The following is a 14,335-nucleotide window of genomic DNA, read 5'->3' on the forward strand; positions in this document are numbered from 1 at the left end:
CACATGAACGTCATATCCTCCTAGTGGCGTCCATGACCTGGGAGGCGAAAGCCCCGGCGAGCCGGGACTTTCTGTGTTCAGAGCCCGATCAGGCCGAATAATACATGTCGTATTCGACCGGATGCGGCGTCATTTCGAAACGCATCACCTCGGCCATCTTCAGCTCGATGAAGGCATCGATCTGATCGTCGTCGAAGACGCCGCCGGCCGTCAGGAACTTGCGGTCCTTGTCGAGGCTTTCGAGCGCTTCGCGCAACGAGCCGCAGACGGTCGGGATCTTCTTCAATTCCTTCGGCGGCAGGTCGTAGAGATCCTTGTCCATGGCCTTGCCGGGATGGATCTTGTTCTTGATGCCGTCGAGGCCGGCCATCAGCATGGCGGCGAAGGCGAGATAGGGGTTGGCGGTCGGATCCGGGAAGCGGACTTCGACGCGCTTGGCCTTCGGGTTGGAGCCGAACGGAATGCGGCAGGAGGCCGAACGGTTGCGGGCCGAATAGGCAAGCAGCACAGGTGCTTCGTAACCCGGGACGAGACGCTTGTAGGAGTTCGTCGACGGATTGGTGAAAGCGTTGATCGCCTTGGCATGCTTGATGATGCCGCCGATATAGAACAGGCAGCTCTCGGAGAGGCCAGCATATTCGTCGCCGGCAAAGGTCGGCTTGCCGCCCTTCCAGATCGACTGGTGCACGTGCATGCCCGAGCCGTTGTCGCCGAAGATCGGCTTCGGCATGAAGGTCGCCGTCTTGCCATAGGCGTTGGCTACCTGGTGCACGACATATTTGTAGATCTGCATCTTGTCGGCGTTGCGCACCAGCGTATCGAACTTGATGCCGAGTTCGTGCTGGGCGGCAGCGACTTCATGGTGATGCTTTTCGACGACGACGCCCATCTCGGAGAGCACCGTCAGCATTTCTGAACGCATGTCCTGGGCGCTGTCGACAGGGGGAACCGGGAAATAGCCGCCCTTGACGCGCGGGCGATGGCCGAGGTTGCCGGTCTCGTAATCAGTGTCGTCATTCGACGGCAGTTCGGTCGAATCGAGCTTGAAGCCGGTGTTATAAGGATCGGCCTTATACTTGACGTCGTCGAAGACGAAGAATTCGGCTTCCGGGCCGACGAAGACCGTATCGCCGATGCCGGATGCCTTGAGATAGGCTTCGGCCTTCTTGGCGGTGCCGCGCGGATCGCGGTTATAGGCCTCGCCGGAGACCGGATCGAGGATGTCGCAGACGATGACCATGGTCGACTGGGCGAAGAACGGGTCCATATGCACCGTTTCGGTGTCGGGCATCAGCACCATGTCGGACTCGTTGATGGCTTTCCAGCCGCCGATCGAGGAGCCATCGAACATCACGCCGTCAGCGAACATGTCTTCATCGACGCAGACAACGTCCATCGTCACATGCTGCAGCTTGCCCTTCGGGTCGGTGAAACGCAGATCGACGAACTTTACGTCGTTCTCCTTGATCTGCTTCAGAATTTCGCTTGCGGTCGCCATTAATGAGTTTCCTCCGATTTGCGATGACGGTCTAGGTCGGCGATGACGGTAACGGACTTTGCGCGATTGGCAAAGTGGTCAGATGGCATCAATGCCGGTCTCGCCGGTGCGGATGCGGATAACCTCTTCGATATTGGAGACGAAGATCTTTCCGTCGCCGATGCGGCCGGTCTGCGCCGCCTTGCGGATCGCATCGATGACGGCCTCCGCGTTCTCGTCGGCCAGTACGACCTCGACTTTGACCTTCGGCAGGAAATCGACGACGTATTCAGCTCCGCGGTAGAGTTCCGTGTGGCCCTTCTGACGGCCGAAACCCTTGGCTTCCGTGACCGTGATACCCTGCAGGCCAACTTCCTGAAGGGCTTCCTTCACTTCGTCCAGCTTGAAAGGCTTAATGATCGCTTCGATCTTTTTCATGAGAAAATGTCTCTCCGCTTCTCTTGTTATGGCAGGAATTTTCCCGCTCGCCGGATATGATGCAGATATCGTGCCAGTTTGAAATCCATCTTATCGAAAAAAGTCGTCGATTCTGCCAAAACCGGCGCGTTTGCGGGGAATTCCATGTCGTTTTGGTGCCGGAATAGGTGGAAAAACATTGTCTCCGATCAAAATCACATCCGAAACGGAAAAAGTCAGGTATTTTCGCAACTGCGAATACACATCTCGAGGAGATGAAAATATAGGCAAATGCTTAAATTGCGTCCTTCTCTTTGGTGTTTCAGGCGGTTGTTTTTTAGGCGTTTTTTGATTGAATAGGGTGATGATCAAACATCTGTCCGACCTTCTTCTCACGCCTGCCGAAATGGCCGCCGTCGATGCGGCCGCTGCCGCATCCGGCATCGACTCCTTCGACCTGATGGAGAGGGCAGGCGCCGCGGTCGCGGCCGCTGCTCTGCGCCTTCATCCCGGAGCGTTGCGCTTCGTCGTACTCTGCGGACCCGGCAACAATGGCGGCGACGCCTATGTCGCAGCACGTCATCTGCATGAGAGCGGGGCGAGGGTGGCGCTCTTCCACCTCGGCGATCCCTCCAGGCTGAAGGGCGATGCCGCCCGTGCCCAAGCCGGTTGCGTGCTCCAGGGGCAAAACCTCGACCTCTATCGGCCCGAAACCGGCGACGTCGTCATCGATGGCCTGTTCGGGGCGGGGCTTGGCCGCGAGGTGCCGGCCGATGTGCGCGCGCTGATCGGCCGCGTCACCGAGACCGCTATTCCCGTGCTGGCCATCGATCTGCCCTCCGGCCTCGACGGCCGCACCGGCAAGGTGCTGGGGGCTGCCTTCCGGGCCTGCAATACCATCACCTTCATGACCCGCAAGCCCGGCCATCTCCTGATGCCGGGCAGGGAGCTTTGCGGTGAATTGGAGGTCTTCGATATCGGCATTCCCGCCCGCATCATCCGCGCTGAGGCGGGCGGTGTCATCGCCGAGAACACGCCGGACGCCTGGAAGCGTGCGCTGCCGGCCGAGCAGCTGGAAACCCACAAATACAAGCGCGGTCATCTGGTCGTCTTCTCAGGCGCGGCCGACAAGACGGGTGCCGCGCGCATGTCGGCAATCTCGGGCCTGAAGGCCGGCGCCGGCCTGGTGACGATCGCCGCCCCCCGCGCGGCCATGGCCGCCAATGCCGCACATCTGACCGCCGTCATGCTGCATGCCATCGACGACGAGGCCGACCTCGGCGACTGGCTCTCCGACAAGCGGCTGCAAACCTTCGTCCTCGGCCCCGGTTTCGGCATCGGCGCCAGGGCGCGCGGCTTCGTCTCGGCCCTTGCCGATCGCCATCTGGTGCTCGATGCCGACGGCATCTCCTCGTTCAAGGACGATCCGCAACAGCTGTTTGATCTTTTCCGGGGTGAGCCGCGTCTGGTGCTGACGCCGCACGAAGGCGAATTCGCGCGGCTCTTTCCCGATATCGGCGGCGACGAGGGGCTCGGCAAGGTGGACAAGGCCTTGGCCGCCGCCCGCCGCGCCAATGCTGCGATAATTTACAAAGGCGCCGATACCGTCATCGCCGCGCCTGATGGACGGGCGCTCATCAATACCAACGCTCCCGTCTGGCTTGCCACCGCCGGTTCCGGCGACGTGCTTGCCGGCATCATCGGCGGATTGCTCGCCCAGGGCCTGCCGGCCTTCGAGGCAGCGGCTGCCGGCGTCTGGCTGCATGGCGAGGCAGGTCAACGCGCCGGCAAGGGGCTGACGGCGGAGGAGCTTGCAGCCCGTGTATTGCCGCTTTAGAGCACCGTGCGTCCTTTCGGACGCGCAAAGGACGCTCTAACTCTTTTAATCCTCGCATCGTGCTTTCCGGCAATCGATTCCGATTTTCGGGCCGATGCGCGTGCGCCTCCGCATGGGCCAGGATTAGGAGCGCGGACGCCGCGGATCCGGCCATCTGGCGGATCTGCGCGCTGCGGGCTTCCGGCACCTCGAACGCGGAAGCAATCCGCATCGTCACCCGACCTGTGTGGCCGGGCGCAGGCTGGGTTGTTTTACAATTGCAAATGCGGCCAGGGTGTTCTGTCGCGGATTTCGCAGAAACGGGAATGGGCAGGTCCGTCCTTCGTTGGACGAGGGCGGGTTGAGCCCTATGTCGGCTGAATAACGGCCATTGTCGTCGCGCTCCTTGCGTGGCATCTTCCCGGCGGAGGATTCCACCTCTCGTTGACGGGCTTTCCGTTTTTTACTGCGTAAGTCTGTCTTCTCGATGGAGGCTCGAATGAGTATTGGCCTGATCGCCCTTCTTGATGATATCGCGGCATTGGCCAAGGTGGCTGCGGCGTCGCTCGACGATATTGCCGGCCAGGCTGCCAAGGCAGGCGCGAAAGCGGCTGGTGTCGTCATTGATGATGCGGCAGTCACACCCCGCTACGTCACCGGATTTTCGGCAGCACGCGAATTGCCGATCATCGGCAAGATCACGCTCGGCTCGCTGAAGAACAAGCTTCTGATCCTGCTTCCGGCAGCACTGATCCTGAGCCTTGTCGCACCGCAGGCGATCACGCCGCTGCTGATGATCGGCGGGCTTTATCTCTGCTACGAGGGTGTGGAAAAAGTCTACGAACTGGTGATGCCGCATGCAGCCCATGCCCATGAATCGGCACTCGAGACGACAAGCCTCGATGCCAAATCGCTAGAAGACGAGAAGGTTGCCGGCGCAATCAAGACGGATTTCATCCTGTCGGCCGAAATCATGGCGATTACGCTCGCTGCGGTGCCGTCAGGCAGCATGTTCACGCAGGCCCTCATCCTTGCCGTCGTTGGACTGGGGATCACGATCATGGTCTATGGCGGCGTGGCGCTTATCGTGAAGGCCGATGATCTGGGTCTGATGCTGGCGCGTCTGCAGACGGCATCTCCAATGGGCGCCTTCTTGCGTTCGATCGGGAAGGGGCTTGTCACGGGCATGCCTTATTTTCTGAAAGTGCTCGGCATCGTCGGAACGGCGGCCATGATCTGGGTCGGCGGCGGCATCATCGTTCATGGCCTCGAAGCCTATGGCATCAGCGGACTTGCGCATCTGATCCATGATGCCGGCGAGGCGACGGCGCATGCAGTTCCCGTTCTGGCATCAGTGCTGCGCTGGATCGTCGAGGCCGCAGGCGCGGGCATCGTCGGTATCGTCGTCGGCTTGATCGCAATTCCGGTCACAGGCTACGCCGTCTCGCCGATATGGCGGTACCTCAAATCGCTCCTGCCGCGCCGGCGAAAAGAGGCGCTGGCGGACGGGAAAAAATAAAGCCAGAGTCCGTCGACGAGCAAGGCGTCATATCCAGCCTCATGGAATGCGTGACCGACGATGTGATACCCACAATGTCACGATCCCTGTTGTGACTATCCAGCCTCGCCTATTTCGCTAGCGCCTGCTGCAGGGCGATTGCCCCATGCGGCGCATTGACCTTGCCCTCATGGATCATGAAGGCGAAGACGTCGCGCGGCTCGGTCTTCACTTTGCGATCGCCATCGATCAGCGGCAGGTCATCAGGAACCTTGCCCTCGGCCCAGGTCTTGAGCCGGTCTGCCCAGGCCTTCAGGTCCTTTTCCGGATAGCAGGTCGCAATATCGTCCGAGCCCTTCTGCAGCCGCGCATAGACGAAATCGGCGGTCACGTCGGCGATCATCGGATATTCGAAATGTTCGGCGCAAACCGGCGCCACGCCGTATTTCGAAAGCAGCGCCACGAACTCCGACACCTTGAAGGAATCGTGCCGTACCTCGACCACGTGGCGGAGCGTCAGCCCGTCCTGTTTTGCCGGCAGCAGCTTCAGGAAGGCTTCGAAATCGTCTGCATCGAACCTCTTCGTCGGCGCGAACTGCCAGAGCAGCGGCCCGAGATGATCGCCGAGTTCGCTGATGCCCGATGACAGAAATCGCTCCATCGATTCACCGGCTTCGGCAAGCACCCGCCGATTGGTGACGAAACGTGTCGCCTTCAGCGAAAAGATGAACCCGTCGGGCACGTCCGCCGCCCATTTGGCAAAGACCGCAGGCTTTTGCGTGCTGTAATAGGTGCCGTTGACCTCGATGACCTTCAGCTGGCGGCTGGCGTAATTCAGCTCGTCCTTCTGTTTCAGGTCATCGGGAAAGAAATGCCCGCGCCAGGGCTCGAAGGTCCAGCCGCCGATGCCGGTGCGGATAGTGCCGGATTTCGTCATGTTGTCCTCCCCATTCGCAGCCGCTCAGGCCGCATCGATCTCTTTGGTCATATCGACGAGCGTCCATCCTGGCCGATATGGGCTCGGCCGGCGACCCGTTTCCTGAAACCCGAAGGCGCTGTAGAGAGCGATGTTCCGCTCCATCCGCGCATTGGTGTAGAGCCGGATCTCCGGCACGGCCCATTCCCGCGCCTTGCCCTCCAGCCAGCGCAGCATCGCCACTCCATGCCCGGCACCCTGAAAGGCCGGCGAGACCGCGATGCTGAACAGCATCAGGTGATCGGCATGCCGCTCGACGACCACCAGGCCGGCCGTTTGCCCGCCGATCTCGCGCAGCCAGACCTCGCCGCGTTGGATCCGCGGCGCGTAATCCTCCCTCACCGGGATCGGCGGAGCGCCGAACAACTCGGTATAGGGCCGATAGGCGGCGGTTGTCAGCATCGCGATCGTTTCCAGATCATCGGGCGACGCTGGCCTCATCGTCATTCCGCCGCAACCGCCTTCTTCACCGGCCGTCGCTCCAGCAATTCCTTCAGGAAGTGCCCGGTATAGGACCGCTTCTCCTTGACGATCGCCTCCGGCGTTCCGGTCGCGACGATCTCACCGCCGCCGTCGCCGCCTTCGGGGCCGAAATCGAGCACCCAGTCGGCCGTCTTGATGACTTCGAGATTGTGCTCGATCACCACCACCGAGTTACCCTGGTTGACCAGTTCGTGCAGCATTTCGAGCAATTTGGCGACGTCGTGGAAATGCAGGCCGGTCGTCGGTTCATCGAGAATGTAGAGCGTGCGCCCCGTCGAGCGTTTTGACAGCTCCTTGGCAAGCTTGACACGCTGCGCTTCCCCGCCGGAGAGCGTATTCGCCTGTTGGCCGACCTTGATGTAACCGAGGCCGACATCCTTCAGCGATTGCAGCTTGTCGCGCACCGCAGGCACTGCCGCGAAGAAATCGACGCCTTCCTCCACCGTCATGTCGAGCACCTCGGCGATCGACTTCTGCTTGAAGGTAACATCGAGCGTCTCTCTGTTATAGCGCTTGCCATGGCAGACGTCGCAGGTGACGTAGACATCGGGCAGGAAGTGCATCTCGATCTTGATGACGCCGTCGCCCTGGCAGGCCTCGCAGCGTCCGCCCTTGACGTTGAAGGAGAAACGGCCCGGCTGGTAGCCGCGTGCCTTGGCCTCCGGCAGACCGGCGAACCAGTCTCGGATCGGCGTGAAGGCGCCAGTATAGGTCGCCGGGTTCGAGCGCGGCGTGCGGCCGATCGGCGACTGGTCGATATCGATCACCTTGTCGATATGCTCGAAGCCGTCGATGCGGTCGTGATCGGCCGGATTTTCACGCGCGCCCATGACGCGGCGTGCCGCCGATTTATAGAGCGTCTCGATCAGGAAGGTGGATTTGCCGCCGCCGGAAACGCCGGTCACCGCCGTGAAGACACCGAGCGGGATCGACGCCGTAACGTTCTTCAGATTGTTGCCTCGCGCCCCGACCACCTTGATCTCGCGGCCCTTCTTCGGCTTGCGGCGCTCGTCGGGAACGGGAACGCCGAGTTCGCCGGAGAGATATTTGCCGGTCAGCGAATTCGGACTGTCCATGATATCCTGCGGCGTACCATGGGCGATGACCTGACCGCCGTGAATGCCGGCCGCCGGGCCGATATCGACGACGTCGTCGGCCGACAAGATCGCATCCTCGTCATGTTCGACGACAATGACGGTGTTGCCGATGTCGCGCAGGTGCTTCAGCGTGTCGAGCAGCCGGGCATTGTCGCGCTGATGCAGGCCGATCGACGGTTCGTCGAGCACGTAAAGCACGCCCGTCAGCCCGGAGCCGATCTGCGAGGCGAGCCGGATACGCTGGCTCTCGCCGCCCGACAGCGTGCCGGAATTGCGCGAAAGGCTGAGATATTCCAGTCCGACATCGTTGAGGAAGCGCAGCCGGTCGCGGATCTCCTTGAGGATGCGCACGGCGATCTCGTTCTGCTTGGCATTGAAGCTTGCCGGCAGTGTCTCGAACCAGTCGCGGGCGACGCGGATCGACATACCCGTCACTTCGCCGATATGCAGCGTGTCGATCTTCACCGCCAGGGCCTCCGGCTTCAGGCGGAAGCCGTTGCAGGCCGGGCAGGGGGCCGCCGACATGAAGCGCTCGATGTCTTCGCGCGCCCAGGCGGAATCGGTCTCTTTCCAGCGGCGCTCGAGATTGGTGATGATGCCCTCGAAATTCTTCTGGGTCGTATAGGAGCGGGCGCCGTCGGCGTAGTGGAATTCGATCTTGTCGTTGGTGCCGTTGAGGATGACGTCCTTGGCCTCATCGGAAAGATCGTTCCAGCGAGTGCCGAGCTTGAAGCCGTAATGTTTGCCGAGTGCTTCCAGCGTCTGATTGTAATAGGGCGAGGTCGACTTGGCCCAGGGTGCGATCGCCCCGTCGCGCAGCGTCCGCTCGGGCTCGGGCACGATCAGATCCGGATCGATCTTCTGCTGGGCGCCGAGGCCGTCGCAGGTCGGGCAGGCGCCGAACGGGTTGTTGAAGGAGAACAGCCTGGGTTCGATCTCGGGAATGGTGAAGCCAGAGACTGGGCAGGCGAACTTCTCCGAAAACAGCACGCGTTCATGCGTCTCGTTCAGCGACTTGTTGGCGGATCCGCCGGCTGACGTCTCTTCCGGCGGCAACGGCTTGTCGGCGAATTCGGCGACCGCCAGCCCGTCGGCGAGCTTCAGGCACGTTTCGAGACTGTCCGCCAGGCGCGCTGAGACATCCGAGCGCACGACGATGCGGTCGACCACCACGTCGATGTCATGCTTGTATTTCTTGTCGAGCACCGGCGCCTCGGCGATCTCGTAGAACTGGCCGTCGACCTTGACGCGCTGGAAGCCCTTCTTCATCAGCTCTGCCAGTTCCTTCTTGTATTCGCCCTTGCGCCCGCGCACGAGCGGCGCGAGAATATAAAGACGGGTGCCCTCGCCGAAATCGAGGATGCGGTCGACCATCTGGCTGACGGTCTGGCTCTCGATCGGCAGGCCGGTCGCCGGCGAATAGGGAACACCGACGCGGGCAAAGAGCAGGCGCATGTAGTCGTAGATCTCAGTGACGGTGCCAACCGTCGAGCGCGGGTTGCGCGAGGTGGTCTTCTGCTCGATCGAGATCGCCGGCGACAGCCCGTCGATCTGGTCGACATCCGGCTTCTGCATCATTTCGAGGAACTGGCGGGCATAGGCCGACAGGCTCTCGACATAGCGCCGCTGGCCCTCGGCATAGATCGTGTCGAAGGCGAGCGAGGATTTGCCGGAACCCGACAGCCCGGTCATGACGATCAGCTTGTTACGCGGCAGATCGAGATCGATGCTCTTGAGATTATGCTCGCGCGCACCGCGGATGGAGATCGTCTTCAGTTCGCTCATCGTCTCTGCTTTGGTTTTCTGGATGACAGCCCTTATTTAGTGATGCCGACGGGCGAGTCGAGGCTGAATATCCGCAAGGGCTCAAGGTTTTCGATTCTGTTGACAGGATCATACGGATAAACTAGAACAAATAAAGAACAAAATTCCTGATGAATGCATGCGGCTGTCTGATGGATAAACATGTGGATTAAATGCCGCCCATGCGCATCGGCGGTCCGTGATGGTTTAAGGTGCGCCGATCGATTAAACGCCGCCGGTCAGGGCGGCAGGCAGGGTGAGAAGTATGGCTGGTAGCGTGAATAAGGTAATTCTGGTTGGAAACGTCGGTGCAGACCCCGAAATCCGCCGCACTCAGGATGGCCGGCCGATCGCCAATCTTCGTATCGCGACGTCGGAGACCTGGCGCGATCGCAATTCCGGCGAGCGCCGTGAGAAGACCGAATGGCACACTGTCGTCGTCTTCAACGAGGGCCTCTGCAAGGTCGTCGAGCAATATGTGAAGAAGGGCGCCAAGCTCTATATCGAAGGCCAGTTGCAGACCCGCAAGTGGCAGGACCAGCAGGGCCAGGATCGTTACAGCACGGAAGTGGTGCTGCAGGGGTTTGGTTCGACGCTGACGATGCTCGACGGCCGCGGTGAAGGCGGCGGCGCGAGCGGCGGCCGTGGCAGTGCCGCTGGCGGCAACGATTACGGCGACGATTACGGCGCCCCGGCTCCCGCCTCATCGCCGAGCCGCGGCGGTGGCGGCGGTGGCAACTTCTCGCGGGATCTCGACGACGATATCCCGTTCTGATCGATAGCCTTTGCTGGCTTTGTGAAAGAGGTGAGAGAGCATGATGCCTTGGATGGCGTCATGCTCTTTTTCTTTGATTTCGCGGCAGATGCCGCGATTTTCAGTGCGGTGTCGCGCTGATGAGGTTGAGCGCCGATTTCGCGCCGTCGACGACGAATTGTGCGGCAAGGGCAGCGAGGATGACGCCGAGAAGCCGTGTCAGGATCGCCCGGCCGGTGACGCCGAGGAAACGGTCCAGCCGTTCGGCGACGAGCAGCATGAGGAAAGTCAGCAACAGATTGGCGGCAAGGACGCCGATCAGCTGCGCCTTTCCGACGGATGTCGCCAGCGTGCCGGCAAGCAGGATCGTCGCCGAGATCGCGCCCGGGCCGGCGATCAGCGGCAAGGCGAGGGGAAAGACGGCGATATTCTCGATGTGATCCTTGGTGATCGCCACCTCGGTCGCCTTCTCCTTGCGGTCCTGGCGCTTTTCGAACACCATCTCGAAGGCGATCCAGAACAGCAGCAGACCACCCGCGATGCGGAAGGCGCCGATCGAAATCCCGAGCACGCTGAGCACGCCGGCGCCGAACAGAGCGAAGACGGCGAGGATGATGAAGGCGATGGTCGAGCCACGCAGCGCCACCTGCGTGCGCTCACTGCGGCTCATGCCTGTCGTCAGCCCCAGAAAGATCGGTGCGAGCCCCGGCGGATCGATGGTGACGAGAAGCGTCGTGAAGGCGTTGATCAATTGGTCGGCGCTTGCCATCGGCTCTCCGGAACCCCATATGAGTGCGTGGTTTTTATGATTGTGAAGCGGGGATTCCGATTTGGCAAATATCCCGCAGCGGCCCGCGGCGGATTTGTCCGGTCCGGCCGCGCAACTTGCATGTTTTACCGTCTTTAAGCCGCAAAAGCCTGTTCAAAACGCGCTGTGAAATTGGCGCGGGAACAGGCTTTCCGCTATAAATCTTCAAGTGATTCTAGAAGAGATCGTGATCTGTTTTGACTGAGCAAACACCCCCCGGCGGCGGGAAGCTCCCGCCAGGCATCGAGCCCATCTCCATCATGGAGGAAATGCAGCGGTCGTATCTCGATTACGCCATGAGCGTCATCGTCAGCCGCGCGCTGCCCGACGTGCGCGACGGCCTCAAGCCCGTGCACCGGCGCATCCTCTACGGCATGTCCGAGCTCGGCATCGACTGGAACAAGAAATACGTCAAATGCGCCCGCGTCACCGGTGACGTGATGGGTAAATTCCATCCGCACGGCAATTCTGCGATCTATGATGCGCTCGCCCGCATGGCGCAGCCCTGGTCGCTGCGGCTGCCGTTGATCGACGGTCAGGGCAATTTCGGCTCGGTCGATGGTGATCCGCCGGCGGCCGAACGTTATACCGAATGCCGCCTCGAAAAGGCTGCCCACTCGCTGCTCGACGATCTCGACAAGGAAACCGTCGATTTCCGCGACAACTACGACGGCACTCTCTCCGAGCCGGTCGTGGTGCCCGCCAAGTTCCCGAACCTGCTCGTCAACGGCGCCGGCGGCATCGCCGTCGGCATGGCGACCAATATCCCGCCGCACAATCTCTCCGAAGTCATCGACGGCTGCATCGCGCTGATCGACGATCCGGCAATCGAGCTGCCGGAACTGATCCAGATCATTCCCGGCCCCGATTTCCCGACGGGTGCGAAGATCCTCGGCCGTGCCGGCATCCGCTCGGCTTATGAGACCGGCCGCGGCTCCGTCATCATGCGCGGCGTCGCTGCCATCGAGCCGATGCGCGGTGACCGTGAGCAGATCATCATCACCGAGATTCCCTACCAGGTGAACAAGGCGACGATGATCGAGAAGATGGCCGAGCTGGTGCGCGACAAGCGCATCGAGGGCATCTCCGACCTGCGCGATGAATCCGACCGCCAGGGTTATCGCGTCGTCGTCGAGCTGAAGCGCGATGCCAATGCCGAAGTCATCCTCAACCAGCTTTATCGTTATACGCCGCTGCAGACGTCCTTCGGCTGCAACATGGTGGCGCTGAACGGCGGCAAGCCCGAACAGCTGACCCTGCTCGACATGCTGCGCGCTTTCGTCTCGTTCCGCGAAGAAGTTGTTAGCCGGAGAACCAAATTCCTGCTGCGCAAGGCGCGTGATCGCGCCCACGTGTTGGTCGGTCTCGCCATTGCCGTCGCCAATATCGACGAGGTCATCCGCGTCATCCGCCAGGCGCCCGATCCGCAGTCGGCCCGCGAAGAGCTGATGACCCGCCGCTGGCCGGCGGCAGATGTCGAAAGCCTGATCCGTCTGATCGACGATCCGCGCCATCGCATCAATGACGACCTGACCTACAATCTGTCGGAAGAGCAGGCGCGCGCCATCCTCGAACTGCGCCTGGCCCGCCTGACGGCCCTTGGTCGCGACGAAATCGGCGATGAACTCAACAAGATCGGCGAGGAAATCAAGGACTACCTCGATATTCTCTCCTCACGCGTCCGCATCCAGACCATCGTCAAGGACGAACTTCTCGCCGTCCGGGACGAGTTCGGCACGCCGCGCCGCACCGAGATCGTCGATGGCGGCCTTGAAATGGACGACGAGGATCTGATCGCCCGCGAAGACATGGTCGTCACCGTCTCGCATCTCGGTTACATCAAGCGCGTGCCGCTCACCACTTATCGCGCCCAGCGCCGTGGCGGCAAAGGTCGCTCCGGCATGACCACCCGCGACGAAGATTTCGTTAGCCGGCTATTCGTCGTCAATACCCATACGCCGGTTCTGTTCTTCTCCTCGCGTGGCATCGTCTACAAGGAGAAGGTCTGGCGCCTGCCGATCGGTACGCCGACCTCGCGCGGCAAGGCGCTGATCAACATGCTGCCACTCGCACCCGGCGAGCGCATCACCACGATCCTGCCATTGCCCGAGGACGAGACGAGCTGGGACAATCTCGACGTCATGTTCTCGACGACGCGCGGCACGGTTCGCCGTAACAAGCTGTCGGACTTCGTCCAGGTCAACCGCAACGGCAAGATCGCCATGAAGCTCGAGGAGGAGGGCGACGAAATCCTTTCCGTCGAGACCTGCACCGAAGATGATGACGTGCTGCTCACGACGGCGCTCGGTCAGTGCATCCGCTTCTCCGTCGACGATGTCCGGGTTTTTGCCGGCCGCAACTCGATCGGCGTGCGCGGCATCACGCTTGCCGGCGGTGACCGGATCATCTCGATGACTATCGTGCGCCATGTCAATGCCGAACCTTGGGAGCGTGCTGCCTATCTGAAGCGCGCCGCCAACGACAGGCGCCTGACAACGGGCGAGGCCGAGGAGATCGCGTTGGTTGGCGAGGAAGTCACCGAGGAGGGACAGCTGAGCGACGAGCGTTACGAAGAGCTGAAGCAGCTGGAGCAGTTCGTCCTGACCGTCTCCGAAAAGGGCTTCGGCAAGCGTTCGTCCTCCTACGACTTCCGCATCTCCGGCCGCGGCGGCAAGGGTATCCGCGCCACCGATACGTCGAAAACAGGCGAGATCGGCGAACTGGTGGCGGCTTTCCCGGTCGATGACGGCGACCAGATCATGCTGGTCTCCGATGGCGGCCAGCTGATCCGCGTGCCGGTCGGCGGTATCCGCATCGCCAGCCGCGCCACCAAGGGCGTCACCATCTTCTCGACGGCCAAGGACGAAAAGGTCGTCTCGGTCGAACGCATCAGCGAGCCGGAGGAGGATGAGACGGAAGAGAACGTCGAGGTCGCCGAAGGTACTGCTGCTGCTATCGAGGAAGGTGCTGCCGACGAAGGTGGCGGCGACGAGGCGCCGATTGCCGATGGCGATCCGGCCGGGCCAGCCGAGGAATGATCAGATGAACGGGGCGGCTTCGAGCCGCCCTTTTCTTTTCAGACGCCCTTTTTCTCAAGTCCGAGGCGGATTGAGATCACGCCCAAAGAAAAAGCCGAACGCTGGGTGCATCCGGCTTTGAATAGCCCTGGCGACGGAAGGGTGCCGCTCAAGGGTGGGAAGAGGAGA

Annotated in this window: 10 protein-coding genes; 4 read left to right on the forward strand and 6 right to left on the reverse strand. The window is 61.5% G+C overall.

Annotated elements, in window-relative coordinates; all coding sequences use genetic code 11:
• Window positions 1-88: 88 nt before the first annotated feature.
• Window positions 89-1,498: a type I glutamate--ammonia ligase gene (glnA, locus tag U5G49_RS09740; RefSeq protein ID WP_011651961.1), complete on the reverse strand. Its 1,410-nt coding sequence runs from the start codon at window positions 1,496-1,498 to the stop codon at window positions 89-91.
• 78 nt (window positions 1,499-1,576) lie between these two features.
• Window positions 1,577-1,915: a P-II family nitrogen regulator gene (locus U5G49_RS09745; RefSeq protein WP_003579240.1), complete on the reverse strand. Its 339-nt coding sequence runs from the start codon at window positions 1,913-1,915 to the stop codon at window positions 1,577-1,579.
• Between the two features lie 343 nt (window positions 1,916-2,258).
• Here U5G49_RS09745 and U5G49_RS09750 point away from each other — a divergent pair, with 343 nt between their 5' ends.
• Complete coding sequence (locus U5G49_RS09750; protein ID WP_193442216.1) at window positions 2,259-3,731, forward strand: NAD(P)H-hydrate dehydratase; 1,473 nt, start codon at window positions 2,259-2,261, stop codon at window positions 3,729-3,731.
• 478 nt (window positions 3,732-4,209) lie between these two features.
• On the forward strand, window positions 4,210-5,229 hold the full coding sequence (locus U5G49_RS09755; protein WP_018242009.1) for a DUF808 domain-containing protein: 1,020 nt from the start codon (window positions 4,210-4,212) through the stop codon (window positions 5,227-5,229).
• Between the two features lie 109 nt (window positions 5,230-5,338).
• Here U5G49_RS09755 and U5G49_RS09760 read toward each other — a convergent pair whose 3' ends face one another.
• Genes U5G49_RS09760 through uvrA form a run of 3 tightly spaced genes read right to left on the reverse strand, consistent with a single transcriptional unit; the run spans window position 5,339 to window position 9,549 of the window.
• A complete protein-coding gene (locus U5G49_RS09760; RefSeq protein WP_193442218.1) occupies window positions 5,339-6,145 on the reverse strand; it encodes a DUF72 domain-containing protein in 807 nt (268 codons plus the stop codon).
• Between the two features lie 24 nt (window positions 6,146-6,169).
• Entirely contained in the window at window positions 6,170-6,631 is a 462-nt protein-coding gene (locus U5G49_RS09765) for a GNAT family N-acetyltransferase (RefSeq protein WP_018242011.1), read from the reverse strand.
• Window positions 6,628-9,549 carry an excinuclease ABC subunit UvrA gene (gene uvrA / locus U5G49_RS09770; protein ID WP_018242012.1) on the reverse strand — a complete coding sequence of 974 codons (2,922 nt, stop codon included), beginning with the start codon at window positions 9,547-9,549 and terminating at the stop codon, window positions 6,628-6,630. Before uvrA ends, U5G49_RS09765 begins: the two co-directional genes overlap by 4 nt.
• Window positions 9,550-9,832: 283 nt before the next feature.
• Here uvrA and U5G49_RS09775 point away from each other — a divergent pair, with 283 nt between their 5' ends.
• Window positions 9,833-10,342 carry a single-stranded DNA-binding protein gene (locus tag U5G49_RS09775; protein WP_047621829.1) on the forward strand — a complete coding sequence of 170 codons (510 nt, stop codon included), beginning with the start codon at window positions 9,833-9,835 and terminating at the stop codon, window positions 10,340-10,342.
• A gap of 100 nt (window positions 10,343-10,442) precedes the next feature.
• On the opposite strand, the gene U5G49_RS09780 is transcribed toward U5G49_RS09775, so the two are convergent.
• Entirely contained in the window at window positions 10,443-11,090 is a 648-nt protein-coding gene (locus tag U5G49_RS09780) for a MarC family protein (RefSeq protein WP_018242015.1), read from the reverse strand.
• Between the two features lie 236 nt (window positions 11,091-11,326).
• Here U5G49_RS09780 and gyrA point away from each other — a divergent pair, with 236 nt between their 5' ends.
• The gene (gene gyrA, locus U5G49_RS09785; protein WP_130652383.1) at window positions 11,327-14,167 is read left to right on the forward strand and encodes a DNA gyrase subunit A; all 2,841 of its coding nucleotides are present in this window, start codon (window positions 11,327-11,329) and stop codon (window positions 14,165-14,167) included.
• Window positions 14,168-14,335: the final 168 nt, after the last annotated feature.

Origin of the sequence: Rhizobium indigoferae (assembly GCF_034554815.1) — a bacterium.
Taxonomy (GTDB): Bacteria; Pseudomonadota; Alphaproteobacteria; order Rhizobiales; family Rhizobiaceae; genus Rhizobium; species Rhizobium leguminosarum.